The organism is Janthinobacterium sp. GW823-FHT01H08 (assembly GCF_058797855.1).
This window is the reverse complement of the sequence record NZ_CM179504.1, coordinates 1157703-1182552: the sequence shown is the minus strand read 5'-3', so window position 1 is coordinate 1182552 and position 24850 is coordinate 1157703. Positions and strand designations below refer to the sequence as shown.

Genomic DNA, 24850 nt, shown 5'->3' with positions numbered 1-24850 from the left:
ATTCCTTCGATGATGCGTGCAACGGCGTATTCTTAGCGGCGGCTGGAGGTGAACGTCAACAGCAACGCTACCAGGCCCACCAGCACCAGCGGTCCCATGAACAATGGCGCGAGGAATTTATGCGCATTCACGGCCGCCAGCACGACACCGGTCGCCAGGCTGGCCAGGAAAATGAACAGCCACCAGCCCGAGGCATTGGCCTTGTTCGGCGGCACGCGCTTGGCCACCAGGCCATTCGCATAGGCATTCTTGGCAAAGAAAAAGGCGACGAACAGCAGCAACAGCACGACGCCGCCGATCAGCGTGTCGCGCGACGAGGTGTCGGTCGTGGCAGCGGCGTCCAACGCGGGCGCAGCTTCGGTGGTGGCCGTGGTGGATGCTGGTGCGCCCGGCGCATCGGCGGCCGGTGGCGCGGATGCGGGGGCCGGCAAGGTAAAACCGCTGTTGTCTTTTGGAGTCTCTTGCGCCATGGTATGCCTCTGGTGGATTTGAATAGTTTAAAAGGAAATCGTTATCAGGCCAGGCTCAGGGTATGGCCTTCGGCCACGCGCACGACGGCCGGCTTGCCCAGGCCACGCTTGAGTTCGCCAATATCGCGGCCGTCATCGTCGCGGATCTGCACGCTTTTGAAGGGTTTGAGCAGCACTTGCCGCTGCACGCCGTCGGCCATCACCTTGTAGCGCGTGGCGCGCGTGCCCAGCAAACCCAGCGCCAGCAAACCCAGCACGAGCGCCAGCACGCCGCCGAGTATCACCAGCACGGGCAGCAGCGGATACTGGATGCGCACCAGCAGCGGGATCGTCGCCTGCGACGCGCGCACGCTGTCGGGCGGCGTGAACATGCCGGAGATCGGATCGCCGGGAAACAGTTCCTGCAAATCCTTGCCGAAGCTGGACGCCAGCGCCAGCCGCTGTTCCGACAGGCCCACCTGCGCCTGCATGGGCAGCAGCACCTGCTTGCCCATGGCGGCGATCGCCTGCGCCGACCACGGCGACGGAATCTGCGCCATCGGCAACGCGAACTGCACCTGCACGGACTGGCTGGCACCCGGCTGCAGCTGGCGGATTTGATCTGGCGCAACGTGCAGCGGCGCGTTCTGGCCTGCCAGGCTGGCGTGCACCCTGGCGCTGTCGATCACGTACGGGAAAAACATGTTTTGCAAGGACGCCTCCAGCACCACTTGCGGCACCAGGTTCGCCGCATCGACGTCGAGCACGATGGTGCGCCCGTCGCGGCCCAGGCTGGCGTGCACATTGGCGCTGTTCTTGACGGACTGGGGCACGATGCGCACGGCATCCTGGTCCACCGGTTTCAGCCGCGCGGGCGGACGCGTCAGCACTTGCGACAGCCGGCCCTCGGCCAGGATGCGGGTCAACGCCTCGGACGCGGGCTGGCCATACGCGAGCGCATACACCATCAAGCCCTTGGCGCTGTACAGCTTGCCCTGCACGGGCATGCGCAGCGGAAACACCACCGTCTTGGTGATCGACGGTTCCAGGTGCAGCAAGCGGTAAAAATCGCGGTTGCGCTCGGCCGTCTGGCTGTCGTTGTTCGGGCTGTTCTTGTTATTCGTAAAGATCCACACGATGCCGGACGCGGACTGGAACGGGCCCGTGATGGTCTTGGTCACGGCTTCCTGAAAATCCGTGTCGGCCAGCGCGCCGCCGGCGCTCTTGCGCGCCAGGCCGAGATGGGCCAGCTGGCCCGCCACGCCGGCGCCGCCCTGCCCTTGCCCGATCAGCGCTGGCGACACATTGCTGCCGCTGCTCTGGCTGAAGGCCAGGGTGTAGACCTTGTCGGACGGGTTTGTAGCGGCCTGCGCCACGGCGCCCACCAGGGCTTTCAGCTGTGAATGCTCATCCGTGTAAAACGGCTCCATCCAGCCCGAGTTTTGCACCAGAAACGCTTGCTGGATGCCGGCCGCATGCGCGGCGGCGGCGCTGAAAAACGCGGCGCAAGCCACGGTCAGTAAGCGCGCCTTCATGCCTGCAAGGCCCAGCCATCGATGCGCGACAGCAGCGGGTGGTAGGCCCACAGCATGCCTTCATGCACAAACAGGCGCACGCGCCACGGCTCGCTGACGGCGAACGTGTGAAATACGGTTTCGCGCAACTCGTCGTCCTGCACCAGCTGGGCCGCCAGGCGCTCGCTCGAGCGCAGCACGCTCGACAGGCCGGCGCTGGTGGCGAACTTGACGCCAAAGACGCTGCTGCCCCCGCCCGATTCCAGCAAGGGCATGACGGCCTGGTTCTTGCCGCCATCGTCGCCGTGTTCCGGTTCTTCCCACGGCGCCGTTTTCAGCTTGGCGGCGAAGCGGTAATTGAAGCTGCCCGAGCACAGGCGCGGCGCCAGCGCGTCGGCCCGCTCGGATTGCGCGCCCAGTTTCACGTAGACATAGGTGCCGCGGCTGCGCTCGAAGCACAGCTGCCACAGGCCGCCATCGCGCGACACGTACGGGCTGCCGAATTCGAAATGCGGCACCAGCCCTTCGGGCCAGGGCGTAAACGAAGCGGCCACGTTGCCGTCCGGCTGCAGCTGCAGCCGGAGTTGGCCGTTGGCGCAGGGCCACACGGCCATGCGGTTGTAGGCGACGGGGGCGCTGACGGTGCCCAGGTCGACCACGCCGTCGAGCAGCACGTCGCTGCCCGGTTTTTGTTGCGCATCAAGGTTGACGAAGCGGATGCGGCCATCGTTGTCGCGCAGCGGTGCCCACAGGCGGTTCTGGAACCAGACGGGCGCGGCCACGCACGGCGCGCCGCCCACGTGCTCGACCACGTAGGTCAGCGAAGGCACGTCGGGACGGATGCAGGCCAGGCCATGGCTGGTCGGCAAGACCAGCACGCTATTGAATTCCGGCACCAGCTCGGCGCGCCAGGCGCCGTGGGCCAGGTCCGATTCGGCCAGCAAGCTGCCATAGTCGGGGTCCAGCGCCAGCCAGCGTTTCGAGGCGGGCAGCCAGGCGTGCAGGACGGCCTTGCGCGGGTCGAGCGCCAGCAGCGCGGGCGCGCTGGTGCCGAACGGGGCGGAAAAGAATTCGTATTCGCCGGGCGGCGGCATGGGCAGCGAGGCATCGGCTTGCGCATGCTCTTCGCGCGCGCGCTGATCGGCCAGCTTCAGCGGTACGCTGGCCTGGCGCAAGCCGGCCGGACCGGCCGGCGGCACATCGCTGACAGGATGCGCGCCGAAAGGAGGAACCCAAGGCGCCACCCCGGACGGCGTGGCGGCCGCCTCGGGCGGCACTTGCAAGGCCGCGCCCGAGGCGGGGTCGAACGCAAATTCGGGCGGAAACTGCCGCACGGGCGCGCCGGCGGCCGCGGGCAGGCGCCGCGCGAGCATCAGCTTGCCGATATCGGCCTGGCTCACCAAGGGCGAGACATTCTGGCCGTCCGCGCTGCGCTGCATGGTCCACGCGCCCGCGTCATCGACGTACCAGACGCCGGAGGGCAGTGGCCAATCCCCAGAAGTTTTATGATCCATGTATTTTCTATGACAAGCAATGCATATCAGACGGTGTAACGTGCTGGGGCTGTCGAAACGAAGTCGCAGCCCTGGCAGTTCTCATAGTAACGTCTTTTTATCTGTATGGAAACATTGACGACGGTCCTCAGCCCTGCTGCGTCCGCACTTTCGTCAACAGCTTGGTGGTCGAGCGGTCGTGCGCGAAATCGATGGCCACGGCCTGGCCGCCATACGCCAGCACGGCGCGCCCTTCGGGGATGGCCGCCATGTCGTAATCGCCGCCCTTGGCATAGATTTCCGGTTCGATCTCCTGCACCACTTCCAGGGCGCTGTCTTCCGAGAACGGCACGACCAGGCTCACCGCTTCCAACGCGGCCAGCACGGCCATGCGGTCTTCGCAGCTGTTCAGGGGACGGTCGTCGCCCTTGCCCAGACGTTTCACTGATGCATCAGTATTCACGGCAACGATCAGCGAAGCGCCCAGCGCGCGCGCCTGCGCCAAATACGTCACGTGGCCGCGGTGCAAAATGTCGAACACGCCGTTCGTCACGACCACCGGTTTCGGCAGGGCCGCGGCGCGGGCACGCAGTTCGTCACGACCGCACAGTTTGTTTTCAAATTCAGGCATGGATATCTCTTGTTGGGTTAAATACGGTCACACTCAGGCGTGGCTATCGCCTTGGATGCCAGCGGCATGGCGGCGCCAGGCATCGATCAAGGCGAGAACGGCAGGATCCAGGCCCTCTTCGGCGATGCGATCTTGCCGGTAATAAATCATCAGCGCATACACGCCGGCCAGGCGGCTGACGGGCAGCGACAGCGCATATTCATTGCCGCGCGCCGGTTGCCGGGCACGCCAGTAATTGATCGCCGCTTCCAGCGCCTGCATCCGCAGTTCCATCGCCCCCTCCTTCCGCCGCCCGCTCCCGCATTATAGGGGGCGATCCGCTACAATACGCCATCGGCGCCACAGTTTCACGTTTGCGCCACCTTTCATTCATTGCAAGTAAGTACTTCCTGTGTTTCAATCAACCTATGACACTGACTGAACTGAAATATATCGTTGCAGTCGCGCGAGCGAAGCACTTCGGCCACGCCGCCGAAGCCTGTTTCGTTGCCCAGCCCACCCTGTCAGTGGCCATCAAGAAACTCGAAGACGAATTGGGCGTGGTCCTGTTCGAACGGGGCGGCGCGGAAATCTCCGTCACGCCCCTGGGCGCGCAGATCATCGCGCAAGCCGAGCGCGTGCTGGAACAGACGGCCGCCATCAAGGAACTCGCCAAGCAGAACAAGGACCCGCTGGCCGGCCCCCTGCGCCTGGGCGTGATCTATACGATCGGCCCCTACCTGCTGCCGCCGCTGGTCAAGGCCATGATAGACCAGGTACCGCAGATGCCTTTGATTTTGCAGGAAAACTTCACGGTTCGCCTGCTCGAATTGCTGCGCCAGGGCGAACTGGACGTGGCCATCATGGCGCTGCCCCTGCCCGATCACGGCATGGCCATGCAGGAACTGTATGACGAACCGTTCGTCGTGGCCATGCCGCGCCAGCATCCGTGGACGGCGCGTGAAAAAATCGCCGCACAGGATTTGAAATCGGAAACCATGCTGTTGCTGGGCAATGGCCACTGTTTCCGCGACCAGGTGCTGGAAGTGTGCCCCGAAATGGCGCGCTTTTCCTCGCCCGGCAACGGCATGCAGCGCACGTTCGAAGGTTCCTCTCTGGAAACCATCCGCCACATGGTGGCCAGCGGTATCGGCCTGACGGTCTTGCCGCGCGCCTCGGTCGCCAATATGCACGCCACCGACGGCATGCTCGAATACCGGCCCTTCGCCACCCCCGTGCCATCGCGCCGGGTAGTGATGCTGTGGCGCAAGAGTTTTACGCGCAAGGCGGCCATCGACGCCCTGTGCGCGGCCATCGCCGGCTGCAACTTGCCTGGCATCACCCCCTTGTGCGAAGACGACGAATAGTACATTTGCATACTATTTGCGATAATCGACCTTTCTCTTCAACAAGATCGAGTCTTCCATGAACAAGCTGGCGCTGTATTTCCGCCTGATACGGCTGGACAAGCCTATCGGTACCGTATTGCTGCTGTGGCCTACCCTGTGCGCGCTGTGGCTGGCGCAGCAAGGCGTGCCGGACTGGCGGCTGCTGCTCATCTTCACTCTCGGCACTTTCCTGATGCGCTCGGCAGGCTGCGCCATCAACGACTACGCCGACCAGGATATCGACAAATTCGTCAAGCGCACGGCGGACCGTCCCATCACCAGCGGACGCATCAGCGGCAAGGAAGCGCTGGCCGTGGCCAGCGTGCTGACCGTGCTGGCCTTTTGCCTGATCCTGCCCCTGAATGCGCTGACCAAGCAACTGTCCGTGGCGGCCGTCATCATCGCCGGCACCTATCCCTACTTCAAGCGCTTCTTTGCGATTCCGCAAGCGTATCTGGGCATCGCCTTCGGCTTCGGCATTCCCATGGGCTTTGCCGCCATCACGGATTCCGTGCCCGTCGTCGCCTGGCTGCTGCTGCTGGGGAATGTCTTCTGGGCCGTGGCCTACGATACGGAATATGCGATGGTCGACCGCGACGACGACTTGAAAATCGGCATCAAGACCTCGGCCATCACCTTCGGCCGCTACGACGTGGCCATCGTCATGTTCTGCTATGCCGTTTTCCTGCTGCTGTGGCTGGCATGCGGCTGGTACCTGGGCTTGCGTTACTGGTTCGTCGCGGGCTTGCTGGTGGCGGCCGGCTGCGCCGTTTATCACTACACCCTGATCCGCGCACGCGAGCGTATGCCGTGTTTTGCGGCATTCCGGCATAATAACTGGCTAGGAGCAGCGGTGTTTGCGGGCGTGGTACTGGACATTGCTTTCCGTTAAGCAATGATCTTTGCGCCGCGGCAGCCCTTGAGGCGGCGCAACACAGGCCTGGCCGCAGCTGCCTACACTGGTATTTCACTGTGCAGTTTCACTTCCATGAGGTAATACATGAACTCGATACATACCGGCAAATCCAGCAGCGACAGCATCCTCGCCGACGCCGACAAGGCCCGCGACAAACTGGTCGGCGACCTGAAAAACGTCATCAATGAAGCGGAAGGCTGGCTCGATGGCGCCAAGGATCAGACTGGCGAGAATGTCAAAGCCGTCAAGGACAAGTTCATCGCCACCCTGGAAACGGCCAAGAAAGATTTGATCAAGCTGGAAGAAGACTTGCTCGACCGTACCAAGAAGGCGGCCAAGGCCACCGACGAATACGTGCAGGACAATCCATGGAAAGCTGTCGGTGCGGGCGCCGTCGTGGGCGTGCTGTTCGGCCTGCTGCTTTCCTCGTCACGCCGCTAAGTAATCCTCGGGAAATTAGTGTGAATTTATGACAAACAGAACCGGATGCTATGCAAGGCGCTCGCTGCGACGCAGTGCGAGCACTGCTAGCAGTGAGCAACGCCGCAGAGCGACGGTTATGGAAGTCAGAAATCACAATAATTTATTGGGGGTTACTTAGTAGTAGGAGTACCGGCGGCGCAGGCCGCCTCCCCTGACGCGAAAGGCAGCATATGGCTATCATGCACCATGTCGCCCAAGTCGCAGCGACCCTCGCCGCCATCGTCCAGACCCGTCTGGCCCTGGCGGCCGTGGAAATGGAAGAAGAGTCGCTGCGCTTCCTGTCCTATCTGGCGCTGGCCATGCTGGCGCTGCTGTGCCTGTTCGTCGGCCTGGTCTTGATCGTATTCCTCGTCATCGTGCTGTTCTGGGATACGCACCGCATCGCCGCCATCGCCATCACGGCCGCCGTCTTCATCGTCGCCGCCGTCGCCACCCTGCTGGGCGTGCGCGCCAGTTTCCGCAGCAAGCCGAAACTGCTGTCCTTCACACTTTCCGAACTGAACAAAGACCTGGACGAGCTGCAACTGCTGGCCCGCCGGGGATCGGAGCGGCCATGACCACGCATCCCACCAAACTGTCGCATGTCCACACGGCCGCCAGCCTGGCGCAGCGGCGCGACGCGCTGCTGGCCGAATGCGCGCTGCAGCGCCTGGCCCTGGGCGTGCAGACGCGCCAATTGCTGGAACCTTTAACGGGCGGCAATCTGCGCCACACCCTGACCACGCGTTTTAAAATTCCCCTGATGGTGGGCGGCGCCGTGCTGGGTTTGCTGCTGGTGCGCCCGCGCCGCTTCCTGCCGCTGCTGCGGGCCAGCGGCGCACTGCTCAAGCACGCCACCACCGCCATGCCTGTCGTGCTGGCGCTGGCGCAGCGTTTCAGCAAGAAAGACACGCCGAACTAAAATATTTTTGCCTGGCTGCATCCAAATGGCCGGCCTCTGCGTAGTAATGGTATCAACCAGCCGGTTGAGCCAACTACCAGGAGCTTGCCATGCATGCCACCACCGCACCACGCCATACCGCCCCTTCGCTCACCGTCCTGTGCGCCGCCCTGCTCGTGGCTGCCTGCGCACCGATGAGCGCACGCTACTCGCAGGAACAATTGCCGAACGCCGTCAAGGTGCCCGATGGCCACCAGGTCGCCATGCAGACGGTGGGCGTGGGCAAGATCGCCTACGAATGCAAGGCGAAGAAAGACATGACGGGGCATGAATGGGTCTTCGTGGGACCGGACGCGGCCCTGAACGACCGCAGCGGCATGCAAGTGGGCACGTATGTGGGACCACCCGCCACCTGGGCCAACCTGGACGGCTCGAAAGTGACGGCGACGCAAGTGGCTGTGGCACCGGCCGGCGCGGGCAATATCCCGTATCAGCTGGTGAAAGCCAATCCGGCCACGGGCAGCGGCGCCATGCAGGGCGTCAGCTACATCCAGCGCGTGGCCACCCGCGGCGGCGTGGCGCCAAGCAGCCCCTGCGGCATGGAGTCCGTCGGCGCCAAACAATGGGTGCCCTACCAGGCCGACTACATCTTCTGGAAATCGGCATAAATCCTTTCAAGCGACGGTTGGCAAGCGGGTTTCTGACCTATACTCGGCCTTGAAAACTTGCTAACCGTTCACTCAACGATTGCGCCGACGTTGCCAGCCCACGCCGCCCCTTACGATTACGATGCCGCCCTGCGCGCCTGCGCCAGGGGCGAGCAGCAGGCATTGCACGGCCTGTACCAGCAGGAAAGCCGCTATCTGCTGGGCGTGGCACTGCGCATCGTGCGCCAGCGGGCGCTGGCCGAAGACGTGCTGCACGACGCCTTCCTGAACATCTGGCGCCGCGCCGGCAGCTTCGACGCCACGCGCGGCAGCGGCAAGGGCTGGATCTATGTGGTGGTGCGGCACCAGGCGCTGAACGTGGCGCGCGCCCGCGCCCATGAACTGTCAGCCGACGAGGATACCGTGGAAACCCTGCTGCATGAACGCGAAGGCAACGATGCCGACGCCACCTCGGACGCCTACGCCCTGCAGGCGAACATGGGCAGGCTGCACGACTGCCTGGGCCACCTGGACGAACCCAAGCGCAACAGCATCCTGTACGCCTACGTCGATGGCTGTTCCCATAGCGAAATCGCGCAGCGCCTGCAAGCGCCGCTGGGCACCGTCAAGGCCTGGGTCAAGCGGGGCCTGGCCGCCTTGCGGGAGTGCATGGGATGATCGACAGCGACGAGGAATGGCAAAGGCTGGCCGGCGAATACGTGCTGGGCACCCTGGAACTGGCCGAACGCGCGGAAGTGGAACAGCGCTTGCCGCGCGATGCCGCCTTGCGCGACGCCGTCGATGCCTGGGAACAGCGCTTGCTGCCATTGACCACCCTGGCGCCGCCCGAAACGCCCTCGGCCCAGCTGTGGCCGCGCATCAGCGCCAGCCTGTTCACGCCGAAAACCGTGCAGCAGGCGGGCGGCTGGCAAGCGTGGTGGAACAGCCTGGCCTTCTGGAGATTGCTGGCCGGCGGCGGCCTGGTGGCGACAGCTGTGCTGGCCGTGCTGATCAGCGTGCAACTGCAAGCGCCGAGCGGACCCGGTTATCTGGTGGTGCTGGTGGCGCCGCAGGACAAATCGCCGGGCTGGATCGTGCAGACGGGCGGACGCGGCGGCAAGAACCGCGACCTGAGCCTGATCCCGCTGGGGCCGACCAGCGTGCCGCAGCAAAAGGCCCTGCAATTCTGGACCAAGGGCAAGGACTGGGGCGCGCCCGTCTCGCTGGGCCTGGTCAAGCCGGGGCAAAGCGTCAAGCTGACCCTGGATAAGCTGCCGCCGCTGCAGCCCGAGCAATTGTTTGAAATCACCTTGGAGCCGGAAACGGGCTCGCCCACGGGCCGGCCGACAGGGCCGGTGCTCTACATCGGCCGCGCCGTGAAAGTGATGTAGAGCGGATTATTTGCCCAGCTCGTCACCCATCTCGCGCCCGCGCTGCGCGGCCGCCTTGATGCCCTTGACGATGGCCGCCTTCACGCCGCTCTCTTCCATGCTGGTCAAGGCCGCATAGGTCGTGCCGCCCTTCGACGTGACCCGCTCGCGCAGCAAGGACACGGGTTCGCTGGAGTTCGCCGCCAGCTGCGCCGCGCCCGTAAACGTGGCAATGGCCAGCTGCGTGCCCTGCTCGGGCGTCAAGCCCAGCTCGGCCGCTGCCTGCTGCATCGCTTCGATAAAGTAAAACACATAGGCGGGACCGCTGCCGGAGACTGCCGTGACGGGGTCGATCTTCGCTTCGTCGTCGAGCCAGACGGTCTGGCCAACGGCGCGCAGGATGGCGTCCGCCGTCTTTTTCTGTTCGTCGCTCACGCCGCTGCTGGCCACCATGCCCGTGATGCCCATGCCGATCAGGGCCGGCGTGTTCGGCATGCAGCGCACGATGGCTCCATAATCGCCGAGCCAGCGCGACAGATCGGCCGCGCGGATGCCGGCCGCGATCGACAGGACCAATGGCGCGCTTTCCCCGTCGAGGAAGGGCAGCAGCTGCGCCGCCACGTCGCGCATGCTTTGCGGCTTGACGGCCAGCACGATCACGTCCACGCCGCGCAACGCGTCACTGGCGGACGTCGCCGTCGTGACGCCGAACTGCGCCTGCAGTTTTTCCAGCGCCGGCGCGTGCGGGTCGATCACGTGGATGTTGCCGCCCAGGGTCAGCTTGCCCGCCAGGCCGGCGATCAGGGCCGCGGCCATGTTGCCGCCGCCTACAAATGCGATATTCAATTCTGTCGTCATGCTTGTTCTCTCTTCATCAGGAATAGTTGCGGGAACCGAAGATGGCGCTGCCCACGCGCACGATGGTGGCGCCCTCGAGCACGGCGGCGCGCAAGTCGGCCGACATGCCCATCGACAGGGTGTCGAGCGCCAGCCCGTCCGCCTGCAATTGTTCGTACAGCGCGCGCAATTGCGCGAACGCACGGCGCTGGAGCGTGACATCCGTTTCCGGCTCGGGAATTGCCATCAGGCCGCGCAAACGCAGGCGGGGCAGCAGCGCCACGGCATGCGCCAGCGCCGGCAAGTCAGCCGGCGTTACGCCGCTCTTGCTGGCTTCGCCGCTGATATTGACTTGCAGACAGATATTCAGGTCAGGCAAGCCGGCAGGGCGCTGCTCGGACAGGCGCGCGGCGATCTTTTCCCGTTCCACCGTATGCACCCAGTCGAAGTGCTCGGCGATGGGGCGCGTCTTGTTGCTCTGGATGGGGCCGATGAAATGCCATGCCGGGACGTGCTGCGGCGAGGCCTCCTTCACAAAGGCGATCTTGTCGAGCGCTTCCTGCAGATAGTTTTCGCCAAACGCCATCTGGCCCGCGCGCATGGCGTCCAGCACGGCGTCCGCGCCGAAGGTTTTTGACACGGCCAGCAGGGTCACGTCGGCAGGCGCGCGCTGCGCCTCCACGGCCGCCTGCGCAATACTGTCGCGCACGGCTTGCAAGTTCTGTTCGATTGTGGACATAATCATTTTCTAGTGTATAGGGGCGGCGGCACAGTGCGCCAGCCCATCAATGCAGGCACAGGGATTATAAATGGACATCTCCGAACTTCTCGCTTTCTCCGTCAGCAACAAGGCTTCCGACCTGCACCTGTCTTCCGGCCTGCCGCCGATGATACGGGTCAATGGCGACGTGCGCCGCCTCAACGTGGCGCCGCTCGAGCACAAGGAAGTGCACAGCATGATCTACGACATCATGAACGACAGCCAGCGCAAGGCGTATGAAGAGGCGCTCGAGTGCGATTTCTCGTTCGAAATTCCCGGCCTGGCCCGCTTCCGCGTCAACGCCTACAACCAGGAACGCGGCGCCTCGGCCGTGCTGCGCACGATTCCGTCGAAAGTGCTGACCCTGGAAGACCTGAACGCGCCGCGCATCTTCGGCGAACTGGCCATGCGCCCGCGGGGCCTCGTGCTGGTGACGGGCCCGACGGGTTCGGGCAAGTCGACCACCCTGGCGGCCATGGTGAACCACGTCAACGAGCGCCTGAATCACCATATTCTGACCATCGAAGACCCGATCGAATTCGTGCATGAGCCGAAGAAATGCCTGATCAACCAGCGCGAGGTAGGCTCGCACACGCATTCGTTCAGCAATGCGCTGCGCTCGGCCCTGCGCGAAGACCCGGACGTCATTCTGGTGGGCGAATTGCGCGACCTGGAAACCATCCGCCTGGCGCTGACGGCGGCCGAAACGGGCCACCTGGTGTTCGGCACCCTGCACACCTCGTCGGCGGCGAAATCGATCGACCGCATCATCGACGTCTTCCCCGCCGAGGAAAAGGAAATGGTGCGCGCCATGCTGTCCGAGTCCTTGCAAGCCGTCATTTCGCAGAACTTGCTCAAAACCAAAGACGGCGCTGGGCGCGTGGCCGCGCATGAAATCATGCTGGCCACGCCGGCCGTGCGCAACCTGATCCGCGAAGCGAAAGTGGCGCAAATGTATTCGGCCATCCAGACGGGCAGCAACGTGGGCATGCAGACGCTGGACCAGTGCCTGTCCGACCTGGTGCGGCGCGGCACGATCTCGGCGGAAACTGCCCGCTCGGCCGCCAAGTCGCCCGAAAACTTCCCCGGATAAGCCATGCAGACGACGCACGAACACTATGGCGCCATGCACGCGCTGCTGGCGCAGATGCGCGCACGGGGCGGCTCCGACCTGTTCATCACGGCCGGGTTTCCGCCCGCCATCAAGCTCGACGGCAAGCTGACGCCGCTGGCGGGCGGCGCGCTGGCCGCGCAGCAGGCGGCCGGCTACGTGCGCGCCGTCATGAACGAACGCCAGGCGGCCGAGTTCGCATCGAGCCGCGAAGCCAATTTCGCCATCAGCCCGGACGGCCTGGGGCGTTTCCGCGTGTCCGCCTTCGTGCAGATGGGCCAGGCAGGCATGGTCTTGCGACTGATCAATACCGCCATCCCCACGCTCGATGGGCTCGGTTTACCCGCCATCCTGCAAGACATCGTGATGAGCAAGCGGGGCCTCGTCATCATGGTGGGCGCCACGGGCTGCGGCAAGTCGACCACCCTGGCCGCCATGGTGGGCCACCGCAACGCGCACAGCCATGGCCACATCATCACCATCGAAGACCCCGTGGAATTCATCCATCCGCACGGCAACTGCATCGTCACCCAGCGCGAAGTGGGCGTCGACACGGACGACTGGGCCACGGCCCTGAAAAACACCTTGCGCCAGGCGCCCGACGTGATCCAGATCGGCGAAATACGCGACCGCGACACGATGGACCACGCCATCGCGTTTGCCGAGACGGGCCACCTGTGCCTGGCCACCCTGCACGCGAACAACGCCAACCAGGCGCTGGACCGCATCATCAATTTCTTCCCGGAAGAGCGGCGCCAGCAACTGCTGATGGATCTGTCGCTGAATTTGAAGGGCATGATTTCGCAGCGCTTGATCCCCAACAAGGATGGCGGCGGGCGCAAGGCGGCGCTGGAAATCCTGCTCAACTCGCCGCTGATGAGCGACCTGATCTTCAAGGGTCAGGTGCACGAGATCAAGGAATTGATGAAAAAATCGCGCGAGCATGGCATGCAGACGTTCGACCAGGCCCTGTTCGACCTGCACGAAGCGGGCGCCATCAGCTACGAAGACGCGCTGCGCAATGCGGACTCCGTCAACGACCTGCGCCTGGCGATCAAACTCAAGGGCGCCACGGCGCCGGAACCCGCCCCGCAAACGGGCGCCACCAAACTGGGACTCCTCTGACATGACCAGCATCCACGATTTCCAGGCCGAGGCGCTGGACGGCACGCCGATCGACCTGGCCCGCTACAAGGGCAAGGTACTGCTGATCGTCAACACGGCCAGCGCCTGCGGCTTCACGCCGCAATACCAGGGGCTCGAAGCGCTGTACCGCGCATTCCACGAGCAGGGCCTGGTCGTGCTGGGCTTTCCCTGCAATCAATTCCGCCAGCAGGAACCGGGCTCGAATGGGGAAATCAAAGCCTTTTGCGAAAAGAACTTCGGCGTCACCTTTCCCCTGTTTGCCAAGATCGATGTGAATGGCCCGCATACGCACCCTGTCTTTGCGCAATTAAAACAGGCGGCGCCCGGCATATTGGGCACGCAGTCGATCAAATGGAATTTCACCAAGTTTTTGGTGCGCAAGGATGGCAGCGTATTTCGCCGCTACGCGACGGCCAGCAAACCGGCCAGCCTGGCGGACGACATTCGGCAATTGCTACAGGAATAGCCATTCGACGGTTTGATTAAAAACAATAATTGCTCAAATCAATGAATCCGTGTTTATTTCATGCTTGATATCAATATTGTGTTTCCAATAGCAAATTTCAGTGATAATGTTTGCATAATTATTCGCAGATATCGATCAAAAAACGATGCCAGTCTTTGGGAAAATATTATCTTCATGGATGCGGATGGGAATTTATTCCCGCCTCTTTCTTCCTATTTTCTTCCTGATACTCGCCGTTTCCGCCGTTCGCTATCACGCCCTGCTCGGCACGGAAACGGCGCTGGCCAATGCGCGCTACCAGAGCGATGCGCGGCAACTCGACCTGTTCCTCGCCAATAGCGTGCTGCCGCTGGCCGTGCACGCGGACAGTCACGCGATGCACGACAGCGTGCGCCAGGTACTGCGCAGCGCCCTGCCGCTGAACCGCAGCCTCGTTTCTGCCCGCTGGGACACGGCTGGCGGGCATGTCGAGGTGCTGGCCGACAGCAAGCTTGCCGACACGCTGGCCACGGTGCCGGCGTGGTTCGCGCGCCTGGCGGGTATCAATGCCATCCGCAGCCGCCTGACGGTGGCGCTGCCGGACGGCGGCGACGGCACCCTGAACCTGCACTACACGCCCGGCCTGCCCCTGGCGCAAGTGTGGCACCGGGTACGCGACCAAGCCATCCTCAGCAGCATCAATATCGTGCTCGTCTTCCTGCTGCTGGGCTTGATCCTGGCCACGCACCGCAAGCTGCTGGCGCGCTTCGTGCAGGCGACCGACCGCTTCCGCGAAGGCAACTTCGCCGTGCGCCTGGCAGCCGGCGCCACGCCCGAGGCGCAAGCCGTGTCGCAGTCGTTCAACGGCATGGCCGGCGATATCGAAGAACTGTTGACCTCACTCAAGACCAGCCAGCGCCAGCTGGGCGAACAGCTGAATGAAACCGTGCACATGCAACAGGCGCTGCAAAAGCTGTCCTGGCAAAACTATAATGATGTGCTGACGGGCCTGCCCAACCGTGCCGCGCTGGCCGCCCGCTTCGAACAGGAACTGTTCCTGGCGCGCGAACGCCAGCGCCTGCTGGCCGTCTGCCTGTTCGACCTCGATCACTTTCAGGCCATCAACGACCGCTACGGCGCCGAGGCGGGCGATGAAATCCTCAAGCAGGTAGCGGGCCGCCTGCACGGCTTTACGGGCCAGGTCCACTATGCGGCGCGCCTGGGCGGCGATGAATTCGTCATGCTGCTGTGCGGCCAGGCCAGCATCGCCAGCATCGAACAGAACGTCACGCAACTGATGACTGAGCTGAGCCGTCCCTACCAGTGCGACCAGCAGGCGCTGCACATGACGGCCAGCGCCGGCATCGCCGTCTACGCGGGCAAGGACCTGAATACGGAAAGCCTGCTGCGCCACGCCGACCACGCCGTCTACCAGGCGAAATTGACGGGGCGCAACCAGTACCACTTCTTCGACACCAACCTCGACGAGGAAGTACGCACCCACCACAACCAGCGCACGGAAGTGCGCCACGCCCTGATCAACGGCGAACTGCGGCTGTACTACCAGCCCAAGGTGAATATGCGCGCCGGCACGGTGGTGGGCATGGAAGCGCTGCTGCGCTGGCAGCATCCACGCCGCGGCGTGCTGGCGCCAGCGCAATTCCTGCCACTGGTGGAACAGACGGATTTGATCATCGATATCGGCGAATGGGTGCTGCGCCAGGCCCTGTGGCAGATGCAGCGCTGGAGCGCAACCGGCAAGCACTGGGTGGTCAGCGTGAACATCGCGGCGCGCCACTTCCAGCAACCGGACTTCGTCTCGCGCCTGGAAACCATCCTCGGCGAATTTCCCGGCGTGCGCGCCAGCATGCTGGAACTGGAAATCCTCGAATCGTCGGCCCTGCACGACATCGAGGACGTGCGCCGCATCATCCGCGCCTGCCAGGCGCTGGGCATCACGTTTGCGCTCGACGATTTCGGCACCGGCTATTCGTCGATGTCCTACCTGAAACGCCTGCCGGCCAACATCGTCAAGATCGACCAGAGCTTCGTGCGCAATATGCTCAACGACCGCGACGACCTGCACCTGGTGCGCGCCGTCATCGGCCTGGCCCGTTCCTTCAGCTTGACGGTGATCGCCGAAGGCGTGGAAAGCGTCGAGCATGGCGCGCGCCTGATCCAGCTCGGCTGCGACCTGGCGCAAGGCTACGGCATCGCCCGCCCCATGCCGGCCGACGCCGTGCTGGAGTGGGCGAACACGTTCATCCCCGCCCCGCAATGGCGCATCGCGCAGTACAGCGAAATACCTATTTAGGCGTCAAGGCCGAATCAATCAGCTCGATCCAGTGCCGCACGGGCGTCTGCGTGCCGGACTGCAAATGGCTCAGGCAGCCGATATTGGCCGACACGATCATCTCCGGCTCGCACGCTTCCAGATTCGCCACCTTGTTGTCGCGCAGCTGCTGCGACAGGGCCGGCTGCAGGATCGAATACGTGCCGGCCGAACCGCAGCATAAATGGCTGTCCGCGCACAGGCGCACGTCGACGCCGACGGCGCGCAGCACCTGCTCCACCTTGCCGCGGATCTGCTGGCCGTGCTGCAGGGTGCACGGCGGGTGGTACGCCACCTTTTTCACTATGCGCCCCTTCAGCAGCGCCGCCAGTTCGTTCTCAAAGGCCGGCATGATCTCGGACAGATCGCGCGTCAGTTCAGCGATGCGCCGCGCCTTCTGCGCATACTGCGCATCGTGCGCCAGCAGATGGCCGTATTCCTTCACCGTGGCGCCGCAGCCGGACGCCGTCATGACGATGGCTTCGGCGCTGTCCATGCCGCTGACATAGGGCCACCAGGCGTCGATATTGCGGCGCATGTCGTCCAGCGCCGCATCCTGGTCGTTCAGGTGATGGCGCAGCGCGCCGCAGCAGCCCGCCTTGGGCGCGACGATCAATTGCACGCCCAGCGCGTCGAGCACGCGCGCCGTGGCCGCATTGATGTTCGGCGACATGGCCGGCTGCACGCAGCCGTCGAGCAGCAACATGGTGCGCGCGTGCCGGCGCACCGGCCATGCACCGGCTGCGGCGCCTGGCCGCAATTTGTCCTGCAAGCTTTTCGAGAGCAGCGGGCGCAGCGCCTGCCCCGCCTTGTACACGGGCGTAAACAGCCAGCGGCGCGGCAAGGCTTCCTTCAGGGCGAAGCGCAGCGCGCGTTCGCGCAAGGGGCGCTGCACGCGCTGCTCGACGACGTTGCGGCCGATGTCGACCAGGCGCCCGTACTGCACGCCCGAGGGACAGGTCGACTCGCAGTTGCGGCAGGTCAGGCAGCGGTCCAGGTGCGTCTGCGTCTTGGCCGTGACGGGCGCGCCTTCCAAGACCTGCTTGATCAGGTAGATGCGCCCGCGCGGGCCATCGAGTTCGTCGCCCAGCAGCTGGTAGGTGGGACAGGTGGCCGTGCAAAAGCCGCAATGCACGCAGGCGCGCAGGATGGCTTCGGCTTCGTCGCCTGCCGGCGTGTTCTTGATGAAATCGGCGAGATTGGTTTGCATGCGCGCTCAATACATTCTGTGCGGGTTGAAGATGCCAGCCGGGTCGAAAGCCTGCCGCAGGCGCTGGTGGATTTTTTCAACGGCCGGCGCCAGCGGATGGAATACGCCCACGGCCTTGTCGCCGCCGCGGAACAGGGTGGCGTGGCCGCCAAGCGCGGCCACTGCCCGGCGGATGTCTAGCGCCCCGGCCGCATCGGCGTCGGCGTCGAGCTTGAGCCAGCGCTGCGCCCCGCCCCACTCGATCAACTGGCGCCCCTTGACGATCACGGCGCTGGCGTGCGGCGGCAGCGACAGCCGCCACAAGCTGCCCGCGCCCGCAAAGAAGGCGTGCGTCTGCTCGCGCACGGACATCCAGAAGGCGGCCGCGTCATCGGGCGCCAGCACCTCGCCGCCCAGCGCATGCAACGCCGCCGACACGGCCGCCTCGGCGCCGGACATGCGTACGCTCAAGACGCCATCGTGCCAGCAGCTGGCCGATATCGGCAGCGGTTGACCAGCCCATTCATTGAGCAGGCGCAAGGCGGCGATTTCCGCACACGCCACGCGCAAGGTCGCTTCGCGCAGCGGCAGGGGCAGCACCTTCAGCGACACTTCCAGGATCAGGCCCAGCGTGCCCATGGACCCCGCCAGCAGGCGCGAGACATCGTAGCCGGCCACGTTTTTCATGACCTGCCCGCCAAAGGCCAGGCGTTCGCCATGGCCATCCATCAGCACGGCGCCCAGCACGAAGTCACGCAAGGCGCCCGCGCTGGCCCGGCGCGGCCCGGACAAGGCGCTGGCGACGACGCCACCCAGCGTGGCGCCAGCGCCGAAATGGGGCGGCTCGAAAGCCAGCATCTGATTGCGCGCTGCCAGCGCCGCCTCGATCTCGGCGAGCGGCGTGCCGCAGCGGGCCGTGATCACCAGCTCCGTCGGTTCATAATCGATGATGCCCGCATACGCGCGCGTGTCGAGCACCTCGCCATCGAGCTGCTGGCCATACCAGTCTTTCGTGCCGCCGCCGCGCAGGCGCAAGGGCTTGCCCGCCGCGCTGGACGCCAGAATCTGCTGCCTGAATTGTTCCGCTATCGCTTGCAATGGGGTCTCCGGAAAATTAAAAACGGGGCAGGTTGGCGAACGGCAGGCGTCCCGCCGTCACATGCATCTTGCCGAATTCGGCGCAGCGGTTCAAGGTGGGAATCGCCTTGTCCGGGTTCAGCAAGGTGTGGGGGTCGAAGGCGCGCTTGACGGCAAAGAAGGCATCGAGTTCGGCGCGCGTAAATTGCACGCACATGGAATTGATCTTTTCCATGCCCACGCCATGTTCGCCCGTGATGGTGCCGCCCACGGCCACGCACAGGGCCAGGATGTCCGCGCCAAACGCCTCGGCGCGCTCGAATTCGCCGGGCTTGTTGGCGTCGAACAGGATCAGCGGGTGCAGATTGCCGTCGCCCGCGTGGAACACGTTGGCGCAGCGCAAGCCATGCGTCGTTTCCATGGCGGCGATGCCCGTCAGGACTTCGGCAAGGCGCTTGCGCGGAATGGTGCCGTCCATGCAGTAGTAGTCGGGCGAGATGCGCCCCGCGGCGGGAAACGCGTTCTTGCGGCCGGACCAGAACTTCATGCGCTCCGCTTCCGACTGCGAGACGGCAATGGCGCTGGCGCCCGCCCCTTCCAGCACGGCCGTCATGCGGGCGATTTCCTCTTCCACTTCCTCGTGGGTGCCGTCCGCCTCGCACAGCAAGATGGCCGCCGCGTCGGTGTCGTAGCCGGCCTTGACGAACGGTTCGACCATGCGCGACGAAGTCTGGTCCATCATTTCCAGGCCCGCCGGGATGATGCCGGCGGCGATCACATTGGCCACGGCATTGCCGCCCGTGACGACGTCGCCGAACGAGGCCATGATGACCCGCGCCGTGGCCGGCTTCGGGATCAGCTTGACCGTCACTTCCGTGACGATGCCCAGCATGCCTTCGGAACCGATGAAGACGGCCAGCAGGTCCAGGCCGGGCGAATCGAGGCATTCGCCGCCCAGTTCCAGCACGTCGCCGTCGATGGTGACGACGCGCACGCGCAGCACATTGTGCACGGTCAGGCCGTATTTGAGGCAATGCACGCCGCCCGAGTTTTCCGCCACGTTGCCGCCGATGCTGCAGGCGATCTGCGAGGACGGGTCGGGCGCGTAGTACAGCGCGTGGGGCGCCGCCGCTTCGGAAATGGCCAGGTTGCGCACGCCCGGCTGCACCACGGCCGTACGCGCATAAGCGTCGAGGCGCACGATGCGGTTCAAACGCGCCGTCGACAGCACCACGCCGTCGGCGATGGGCAAGGCGCCGCCCGACAAGCCCGTGCCGGCGCCGCGCGGCACGATCGGCACGCCAAGTTCGCGGCAGACGCCGAGGATGGCGATGACCTGTTCTTCCGTGTCGGGCAGGGTCACCACCATCGGCAGCTGGCGGTAGGCGGCCAGGCCGTCGCATTCGTACGGGCGCGTGTCTTCGGCGTCGGACAGCACGCAGCGGGCCGGCAGCACGGCCAGCAGGGCCGCGACGACGGCTTGCTGGCGCGCGGCGGTCAATCCGGGTTCAGGGGCGGCATTGAGCATAAGATGGATGGCAAGAGGCATGGACGTGCAACGATTGTAAGCACAAAAGTGGCGCGCACCGCATTTTTTGTCCGATTTGCCTGCAAATCCGGCGCCGGGCGGCGCACAGTGTCGTATGCTGCCCCCATTCTTCTTTACAGGATCAGCATCATGGGCAACCGACTTTCGAAAATCGCCACGCGCACGGGCGACAATGGCAGCACCGGCCTGGGCGACGGCAGCCGCACCAGCAAGGACAGCGCCCGCATCCACGCCATGGGCGACGTGGACGAACTCAATTCCAACATCGGCTTGCTGCTGTGCGAAGCCATGCCCGACGCCTTGCGCGAGGAGCTGGTGGCCATCCAGCACGACCTGTTCGACCTGGGCGGAGAAATCTGCATCCCCGGCTACCAGCTGATCAAGGAAGAGCACGTGCTGCGCCTCGACGACCTGCTGGCGAAATACAATGCGGACTTGCCGGCCCTCTCCGAATTCATCCTGCCGGCCGGCTCGCGCGCCGCCTCGCTCGCGCATGTGTGCCGCACCGTCTGCCGCCGCGCCGAGCGCAGCATCGTCGCCCTGGCCAATGCGGAGCCCCTGCACGAACATCCGCGCCAGTACGTGAACCGATTGTCGGACCTGCTGTTCGTGCTGTCGCGCGTGCTCAACCGCTTTGCCGGCGGCAGCGACGTGCTGTGGCGGCATGACCGCACGCGGGGCTAAATAAAAAACGGCGATGCAGTTTGACAGGCATCGCCGTGTTGCATCAAGCTGACAGGCGCTTGCTAGCCGCAGGCCTGCAGACACGCCTTATTGACACGCACGCATGAAGGCACACTGAACTCCATGACACAGGCGTCGAGCGCCATATAGCACTCGGATTGGCATTCCGAAATGTCGGCGGTACTGCTGGCCATCGCATACGAGGCGCTGACGCCCATGGCAAACAAAAAGAAACCCAGTTTTTTGAACATAAGTACTCCTTTGTGGAAATGAGGGACGGCAGGATGGATGAAGTGACGCAGCCGGCCTGCCCAGCGTACTGACTGGTTAGCCGGCAATCATGATCTATGGCAAGATCGGATCGCAGCTTTTCATGCACATCCGGTGAATCTTGGTGCACGCGCCTGGCGCCGTCGGATGGTCGGTCATGCACTGCACCAGATCATCGTCACACTGCGCATAGCATTCCGGCTCGCCGCCGCCGGCCATCGCATACGATGCGCTGACGCCCATGGCAAACAAAAAGAAACCCAGTTTTTTGAACATAAGTACTCCTGTTGAATTGTGAGACGATGAGCAACATCCATGGCGCGCCGTCCCTTACGCGTCATCCATAAGTGCTTCCGCGCGTCAGTTATGCGGCGGGCGCAGGCATTCCTTCTGACAAGCCTGATAATTTTCCATGCAGGCCGGCTGGCCGAATTCCACGCAATCGAGCAAGTTGCGCTCGCAGACAAAGGTGCAGTCAGGGCCGCCAGCCTGGACACTGAAAGACAGGGCGGCGCCGGCGGCAAACAGGAAAGCGGCAATCTTTTTGAACATGGTCAGCCTTTCAAGTTAACAAGTGGGAACGTCAGATTTTCTTCAGCGCCGCTTCCAGCGCGCCCGCATTAAAACCCTGGATCTTGCGGTTGCCGATCAGCACAACAGGCACGCCGCCGCCGCCAAGTTCCGCATGGGCTTTTTTCGCGTCCGGGGATTTCTCGATATCGAGATCGACGAATTCGATCTTGTTTTCCTTGAAGTACGCGCGCGTCTTGGCGCAGTAGCCGCACCAGTCCGTGCCGTACAAGACCACTTTCGCCTGGGCGTTCGGGAAATACGCCGCGTAATTGCCCTCGGTGTAATTCGACTTGAACAAGCCCGGCAACAAGGACAGGCCATAACCGCTGCCCAGGCCGGCAGCGAGGATCAGGCCATACATGGCGATGGTTTTCATTTTTTTCTGCATCATAGGTATCAGAGACGTAGATGATCGAGGGCGGCCGGCGCAGCATGCGCTTGCCCGCCGCCTGGCAATGCACGGAGATCAGGAGCCGATGTCGCAGACCCTCAGGCAGGCTTTGTAACTGCCGATGCAAAACGGGGATCTGTCGCCATTTTGCATCGTGCATTCCCGCAGCTCCTCCTCGCAGGTAGAGCAGCCGATATCGGAAGCCATGGCATAGGAAGCGCTCAATCCCAGGGTGAAAATAAATGCTGCAATCTTTTTCATTTACTACTCTCCATGTGAGCGATTGCCTCAGGCAATCGCGGCAGACCAGTCGTAAGAAATGTCATCTTTGCTTGCTACGAAAACGAATATAGACCGCACTTATTTTAGAGTCAACGTTTCATTTCGATAAATTTCCAGTTTGGAAAATATACGGGCAAAGCGCATGGAATGTGGAATTTGGAGAGATTGGGAGGCGTCAAACGTCTATACAATATTGGCGCCGCAAGCAGGAGAGGCCGGTTGCGGGCGCAGCCGGCCGGCGGCTATATTCAGGCCGGCACAGGCAGGCTCACGGGCTGCGCCTGCACATGTTCGCGCAATAATCCCCGCAGCAGCTGCACCTGGGCCACCGCGTCGGCTTGCAGGGCCGTCAAGCCCTCGGCAACGCAGGGGCCAGGCGCGCCGGCATCTGCGTCACCGCGCAGCAGCGCATCGATTTCCCCGCTGACCTCGGCGATCCAGCGTTGCAATTCGGGCGGCGCAGGCTCGGCCTGCGGGCTCAGACTGATGCGCGCCGTGCTGCCCGCCACGCGGCGCAGCAGCGGCAAGGTGCGCAGCGCCGCCAGGCCCACGCCGCTGCTGCGGTCGAGGCGGCGCTCGATGCGCAGGCGCTGCAAGACCTGTTCCGCGTTATTGCTGGCCAACCCCGCCTCGCGGCGCAGGCGTGCGATGGCGCTATCCCATTTGCCACCGGCCGCCAGCACGGCCAGCAGGTATTTCAGGTTGGCCGACACGGCTTTCGCCAGGCGCTGGTCCAGGTCGTCCGCCTCGCGGTCCGGCCACAGGAAGAACGTGGCCAGCAGGGCCAGCACGCAGCCGAGCACGTTGTTGCCCAGGCGGCTCATCGCATACACCATCTCGCTGGCCGGCGCCGCATAGTCGGCCACCAGCACGAAGGCGGGCGTCATGAACAGCACGTGCAGGCTGTAGCTGACGCGGCGCAAGGCCATCGTGGCGACAATCAGGGGAAACACCACCAGCGAGATGCCCAGCGGCGTGTAGATGACGAGGCCGATCAGCACGGCCAGCACGGCGCCCAGCACGCTGCCCGCCACGCGCTCGATGCCGCGCGGCCAGGTGGTGGACACGGACGGCTGCAATATCAATAAGGTGGCCATGGTGGCCCAGTAGCCGAACGGAATATGCAGCGCCTCGACCAGCAGGAAGCCGGCCGTCGTCGCCAGCGACACGCGCGCCGCGTGGCGCCAGCTCAGCGACTGCGGCGTGGCGTTGACTTTCGCCGTTTGCCACGCCTGCCCCAGCGCCAGGAAGGCCGCCTCGCGCCACGGCAGCTGCGTCGCGCGCGGCAAGCCCAGCTCCATGAATTCCACGTTCAGGCGCAAGGGCAGCAAGGCGCCCAGCGCCGCTTCCAGGCGCCGTCCGCAGCCGGCCAGGCGGCGCTGCAATTCCAGGGGCGGCGTTTCCGGCTGGCGCTGCACGGCTTGCCCCAGGCGGCGCAGCAGCACGGCCATCACTTCCAGGCTGCGCCGCGCGCGCGGGTCCTGGCGCAGCCGGTGCTGCTCGCGCTCGCACGTATGCGTGACGGCGATCAGATAGGCGAAGATGCGCTCGGCGTCGCTGAGCGCCAGCAGCAGATTGTCGTACAGGGCGCTGCGGCCCGCGCGCGCGGGCGGCACGGCGGCCAGCGCCACCCGCGCCGCTTCCAGCGCGGCGCGCGCCTGCGAACGGTAGCTGGCGCCATGCGCGGCGGCGTCCGGCAATGCGGGGCCCTGTTCCAGGAAGCGCGCATTGTCGCGCGCGATGCCGGCCAGGCGCGAATACGCGGCGCGGATGGCGCGCCGGCTCGGGCCGAACGGGTGGATGCGCCACACCGTAAAACTGAGCACGGTGGCGAACAGGCAGCCGAACATGTACAGCCCCAGGAAAGGCGCCGTCTGCGTCATCGATTGCAATGGATGCGTGACCATCACCACGCAGGCCGTGGCCGCCAGGATGGCCACCTGCGCCGTGGCCGCGCCCCAGATGCGCGCCAGCGCGCCGGCCCAGGAAAACAGCAGCACGGCGATGGCCGCCGTCACCACGCCATGGCCGGCCGCCAGCGCCGTCAGGCCGCCGGCCACGGTCGACAGCAGGCCGAAACCCACCATCGACACGAAACGCATGCGCCGCGTGCCGGCCGCGTCGGCCAGGCAGGTCCAGAAGGCGCCGATGGCGGCCCAGGAAAAATCGGGATGGTCGAACAGCAGGCCCAGCAGCAGCATGGCGCTCGAGGCGCAGGCGGCCCGCAAGCCTTCGGACAGATTCGTTTCGTCGATGGCCAGGCTGACCATCCACAGGGGACGGCGCTGCGCCAGCTTGTCGGTATAGGCGTGCATGCCCGTCAGCCAGCGGCTTGCCAGCATGCGGGAACGGCGGTGGAGTTTCCTGAAATGCAAGATCGGCTTTGAAAGGGGTATCAAAGCGTCATCGTAGCATTCCCGGACGAAAAATGTTGCAGTGCAGCGTAAAATCCCT

Annotated in this window: 29 protein-coding genes; 13 read left to right on the top strand and 16 right to left on the bottom strand. The window is 64.4% G+C overall.

Translation table 11 applies throughout. The features are described 5' to 3' along the window. Positions 1 to 32: 32 nt before the first annotated feature. The 5 genes from AC3RCG_RS05315 to AC3RCG_RS05295 all read right to left on the bottom strand — a co-directional run bounded on the left by AC3RCG_RS05315 (position 33) and on the right by AC3RCG_RS05295 (position 4360). Entirely contained in the window at positions 33 to 470 is a 438-nt protein-coding gene (locus tag AC3RCG_RS05315) for a hypothetical protein (RefSeq protein WP_121668479.1), read from the bottom strand. Between the two features lie 44 nt (positions 471 to 514). After that, positions 515 to 1984, bottom strand: a complete 1470-nt coding sequence (locus AC3RCG_RS05310; RefSeq protein WP_492403432.1) for a hypothetical protein — start codon at positions 1982 to 1984, stop codon at positions 515 to 517. Then, a complete protein-coding gene (locus tag AC3RCG_RS05305; RefSeq protein ID WP_492403434.1) occupies positions 1981 to 3477 on the bottom strand; it encodes a hypothetical protein in 1497 nt (498 codons plus the stop codon). The genes AC3RCG_RS05310 and AC3RCG_RS05305 overlap by 4 nt, the downstream gene beginning before the upstream one ends. Positions 3478 to 3604: 127 nt before the next feature. Next, a complete protein-coding gene (gene rfaE2 / locus AC3RCG_RS05300) occupies positions 3605 to 4087 on the bottom strand; it encodes a D-glycero-beta-D-manno-heptose 1-phosphate adenylyltransferase (protein WP_070222576.1) in 483 nt (160 codons plus the stop codon). 33 nt (positions 4088 to 4120) lie between these two features. Continuing rightward, positions 4121 to 4360, bottom strand: coding sequence for a DUF3717 domain-containing protein (locus AC3RCG_RS05295; protein ID WP_070222578.1), 240 nt, complete (start codon positions 4358 to 4360; stop codon positions 4121 to 4123). Between the two features lie 134 nt (positions 4361 to 4494). Between AC3RCG_RS05295 and AC3RCG_RS05290 the strand changes: the two genes are divergently transcribed. From AC3RCG_RS05290 to AC3RCG_RS05255, 8 genes are all read left to right on the top strand, one after another. Continuing rightward, entirely contained in the window at positions 4495 to 5433 is a 939-nt protein-coding gene (locus AC3RCG_RS05290; RefSeq protein WP_070312382.1) for a hydrogen peroxide-inducible genes activator, read from the top strand. A 58-nt stretch (positions 5434 to 5491) separates the two neighbouring features. Beyond that, positions 5492 to 6346 (top strand): 4-hydroxybenzoate octaprenyltransferase, encoded by an 855-nt coding sequence (gene ubiA, locus AC3RCG_RS05285; protein WP_121668476.1) that lies wholly within the window; start codon positions 5492 to 5494, stop codon positions 6344 to 6346. Between the two features lie 108 nt (positions 6347 to 6454). Continuing rightward, entirely contained in the window at positions 6455 to 6811 is a 357-nt protein-coding gene (locus AC3RCG_RS05280; protein WP_492403437.1) for an ElaB/YgaM/YqjD family protein, read from the top strand. Between the two features lie 221 nt (positions 6812 to 7032). Then, positions 7033 to 7410, top strand: coding sequence for a phage holin family protein (locus AC3RCG_RS05275; protein ID WP_083287244.1), 378 nt, complete (start codon positions 7033 to 7035; stop codon positions 7408 to 7410). After that, the gene (locus AC3RCG_RS05270; RefSeq protein ID WP_099409806.1) at positions 7407 to 7754 is read left to right on the top strand and encodes a hypothetical protein; all 348 of its coding nucleotides are present in this window, start codon (positions 7407 to 7409) and stop codon (positions 7752 to 7754) included. The genes AC3RCG_RS05275 and AC3RCG_RS05270 overlap by 4 nt, the downstream gene beginning before the upstream one ends. Positions 7755 to 7843: 89 nt before the next feature. Then, positions 7844 to 8401, top strand: coding sequence for a DUF3455 domain-containing protein (locus tag AC3RCG_RS05265; protein ID WP_070290079.1), 558 nt, complete (start codon positions 7844 to 7846; stop codon positions 8399 to 8401). A gap of 90 nt (positions 8402 to 8491) precedes the next feature. Then, a complete protein-coding gene (locus tag AC3RCG_RS05260) occupies positions 8492 to 9058 on the top strand; it encodes a sigma-70 family RNA polymerase sigma factor (protein ID WP_492403440.1) in 567 nt (188 codons plus the stop codon). Continuing rightward, a complete protein-coding gene (locus AC3RCG_RS05255) occupies positions 9055 to 9771 on the top strand; it encodes an anti-sigma factor (RefSeq protein ID WP_492403442.1) in 717 nt (238 codons plus the stop codon). The genes AC3RCG_RS05260 and AC3RCG_RS05255 overlap by 4 nt, the downstream gene beginning before the upstream one ends. 6 nt (positions 9772 to 9777) lie before the next feature. On the opposite strand, the gene proC is transcribed toward AC3RCG_RS05255, so the two are convergent. Both proC and AC3RCG_RS05245 read right to left on the bottom strand, forming a co-directional pair. Beyond that, positions 9778 to 10608: a pyrroline-5-carboxylate reductase gene (gene proC, locus AC3RCG_RS05250; protein ID WP_492403444.1), complete on the bottom strand. Its 831-nt coding sequence runs from the start codon at positions 10606 to 10608 to the stop codon at positions 9778 to 9780. 16 nt (positions 10609 to 10624) lie between these two features. Further along, on the bottom strand, positions 10625 to 11326 hold the full coding sequence (locus tag AC3RCG_RS05245) for a YggS family pyridoxal phosphate-dependent enzyme (RefSeq protein ID WP_070290071.1): 702 nt from the start codon (positions 11324 to 11326) through the stop codon (positions 10625 to 10627). Positions 11327 to 11396: 70 nt separating this feature from the next. Between AC3RCG_RS05245 and AC3RCG_RS05240 the strand changes: the two genes are divergently transcribed. The 4 genes from AC3RCG_RS05240 (at position 11397) to AC3RCG_RS05225 (ending at position 16363) form a co-directional block, all read left to right on the top strand. Then, positions 11397 to 12440, top strand: a complete 1044-nt coding sequence (locus AC3RCG_RS05240; protein WP_070312390.1) for a type IV pilus twitching motility protein PilT — start codon at positions 11397 to 11399, stop codon at positions 12438 to 12440. A gap of 3 nt (positions 12441 to 12443) precedes the next feature. Continuing rightward, entirely contained in the window at positions 12444 to 13583 is a 1140-nt protein-coding gene (locus tag AC3RCG_RS05235; protein ID WP_409027241.1) for a PilT/PilU family type 4a pilus ATPase, read from the top strand. Position 13584: 1 nt separating this feature from the next. Continuing rightward, positions 13585 to 14070 (top strand): glutathione peroxidase, encoded by a 486-nt coding sequence (locus AC3RCG_RS05230; RefSeq protein WP_121668472.1) that lies wholly within the window; start codon positions 13585 to 13587, stop codon positions 14068 to 14070. 184 nt (positions 14071 to 14254) lie between these two features. Then, positions 14255 to 16363 carry a putative bifunctional diguanylate cyclase/phosphodiesterase gene (locus AC3RCG_RS05225; RefSeq protein ID WP_070222604.1) on the top strand — a complete coding sequence of 703 codons (2109 nt, stop codon included), beginning with the start codon at positions 14255 to 14257 and terminating at the stop codon, positions 16361 to 16363. Here AC3RCG_RS05225 and glcF read toward each other — a convergent pair. From glcF to AC3RCG_RS05210, 3 genes are read right to left on the bottom strand one after another with little or no spacing between them, the layout of a single operon-like run. Beyond that, positions 16356 to 17591, bottom strand: a complete 1236-nt coding sequence (gene glcF / locus AC3RCG_RS05220; protein WP_070312393.1) for a glycolate oxidase subunit GlcF — start codon at positions 17589 to 17591, stop codon at positions 16356 to 16358. The genes AC3RCG_RS05225 and glcF overlap by 8 nt on opposite strands. 6 nt (positions 17592 to 17597) lie before the next feature. Further along, complete coding sequence (glcE, locus tag AC3RCG_RS05215) at positions 17598 to 18668, bottom strand: glycolate oxidase subunit GlcE (RefSeq protein WP_070312394.1); 1071 nt, start codon at positions 18666 to 18668, stop codon at positions 17598 to 17600. 16 nt (positions 18669 to 18684) lie between these two features. Then, positions 18685 to 20175 (bottom strand): FAD-linked oxidase C-terminal domain-containing protein, encoded by a 1491-nt coding sequence (locus tag AC3RCG_RS05210; protein WP_492403563.1) that lies wholly within the window; start codon positions 20173 to 20175, stop codon positions 18685 to 18687. A gap of 150 nt (positions 20176 to 20325) precedes the next feature. Between AC3RCG_RS05210 and AC3RCG_RS05205 the strand changes: the two genes are divergently transcribed. Then, positions 20326 to 20880, top strand: coding sequence for a cob(I)yrinic acid a,c-diamide adenosyltransferase (locus AC3RCG_RS05205; RefSeq protein ID WP_070290065.1), 555 nt, complete (start codon positions 20326 to 20328; stop codon positions 20878 to 20880). Positions 20881 to 20942: 62 nt separating this feature from the next. Here the strand turns inward: AC3RCG_RS05205 and AC3RCG_RS05200 are convergent, their stop codons facing one another. The 6 genes from AC3RCG_RS05200 to AC3RCG_RS05175 all read right to left on the bottom strand — a co-directional run bounded on the left by AC3RCG_RS05200 (position 20943) and on the right by AC3RCG_RS05175 (position 24738). After that, positions 20943 to 21131 (bottom strand): hypothetical protein, encoded by a 189-nt coding sequence (locus AC3RCG_RS05200; protein ID WP_070222614.1) that lies wholly within the window; start codon positions 21129 to 21131, stop codon positions 20943 to 20945. 94 nt (positions 21132 to 21225) lie between these two features. Beyond that, complete coding sequence (locus AC3RCG_RS05195) at positions 21226 to 21426, bottom strand: hypothetical protein (protein WP_492403449.1); 201 nt, start codon at positions 21424 to 21426, stop codon at positions 21226 to 21228. Positions 21427 to 21510: 84 nt separating this feature from the next. Then, positions 21511 to 21702, bottom strand: a complete 192-nt coding sequence (locus tag AC3RCG_RS05190; protein ID WP_070290063.1) for a hypothetical protein — start codon at positions 21700 to 21702, stop codon at positions 21511 to 21513. Between the two features lie 31 nt (positions 21703 to 21733). Further along, positions 21734 to 22099 (bottom strand): glutaredoxin family protein, encoded by a 366-nt coding sequence (locus AC3RCG_RS05185; protein WP_492403451.1) that lies wholly within the window; start codon positions 22097 to 22099, stop codon positions 21734 to 21736. A 90-nt stretch (positions 22100 to 22189) separates the two neighbouring features. Beyond that, on the bottom strand, positions 22190 to 22375 hold the full coding sequence (locus AC3RCG_RS05180) for a hypothetical protein (RefSeq protein ID WP_070222622.1): 186 nt from the start codon (positions 22373 to 22375) through the stop codon (positions 22190 to 22192). Positions 22376 to 22644: 269 nt separating this feature from the next. Continuing rightward, positions 22645 to 24738 carry an FUSC family protein gene (locus tag AC3RCG_RS05175; RefSeq protein WP_409027246.1) on the bottom strand — a complete coding sequence of 698 codons (2094 nt, stop codon included), beginning with the start codon at positions 24736 to 24738 and terminating at the stop codon, positions 22645 to 22647. Between the last annotated feature and the right edge of the window lie 112 nt (positions 24739 to 24850).